The organism is Synechococcus sp. W55.1, assembly GCF_047461655.1.
In the GTDB taxonomy this organism is placed as follows: Bacteria; Cyanobacteriota; Cyanobacteriia; order Thermostichales; family Thermostichaceae; genus Thermostichus.
The window spans coordinates 1-1,116 of the sequence record NZ_JANSHN010000048.1 but is presented as its reverse complement, the minus strand read 5'-3'; the positions used below and the strand labels follow the sequence as shown (position 1 = coordinate 1,116).

Annotated in this window: 1 rRNA gene; it reads right to left on the bottom strand. The window is 62.5% G+C overall.

From position 1 onward, the window contains the following. Positions 1–1,116: ribosomal RNA gene (locus NW816_RS13935) — 23S ribosomal RNA — on the bottom strand; the annotation flags it as partial.

Genomic DNA, 1,116 nt, shown 5'->3' with positions numbered 1-1,116 from the left:
CGCAGCGCTGCTTGACCAGTGAGCTGTTACGCACTCTTTCAAGGATGGCTGCTTCTAAGCCAACCTCCTGGTTGTCTAAGCGGCGCCACAACCTTTCCCACTTAGCGACCACTGGGGGACCTTAGCCGGCGGTCTGGGTTGTTTCCCTCTCGACGACGGATATTCGCACCCGCCGTCTCACTCGCGGTGCACACACCCGGCATTCGCAGTTTGCCGTCGCTTGGTAAGCGGTGAAGCCCCCGCACAACAACAGTGCTCTACCTCCGGGTGTGCCATTGCCGCGGCTGTACCTCAATACATTTCGGGGAGAACCAGCTATCTCCGTGTTCGATTGGCATTTCACCCCTACCCACAGCTCATCCGAGCCTTTTGCAACAGACACCGGTGCGGCCCTCCACGTCCTGTTAGGGACGCTTCAGCCTGGCCATGGGTAGCTCACACGGTTTCGGGTCAATCCCCGGCGACGCTCGCCCTGTTCAGGCTCGCGTTCACTCCGGCTCCGGCTGGCTCTGCCTTAACCACGCCACCGAGGATTACTCGCCGGATCATACTCCAAAAGGCACGCGGTCACCGGTTGCCCGGCTCCCACGGCGTGGAAGCACACGATTTCAGGGTCTCTTTCACTCCCCTCACCGGGGTACTTTTCACCGTTCCCTCACGGTACTGTGCGCTATCGGTCACTGCGTGTAGCTTGCCTTGGACAGTGGTCTGCCCGGCTTCAGCCCGGGTTCTTCGTGCCCGGACCTACTCAGGAACGACCCCTCACACTGAGGCGCACGCATACGCGACTCTCACGCTCTCTGGTGCAGGGTTCCACACTGCTTCTGCTGAACGCGGTCGCGTGAGGCCCATCGAGCAGGATGGGCGTGGGTCGTCCTCCAACCCCGTGCGCGCAACGGCTGCTCCCTTGGCACGCGCACGGTTTAGGCGTCACCCGGTTCGCTCGCCGCTACTACGGGTGTCGTTCACTCTTCCTCCGGCTACTGAGATGTTTCAGTTGGCCGGGTTCCCGCTCCGCGCATGCGGAGCGCTGCCAGATGGCAGCGGGTTGCCCCATTCGGAGACCTCCGGATCACAGCCTGCACGCGGCTCCCCGGAGCATATCGGTGCCGTGCC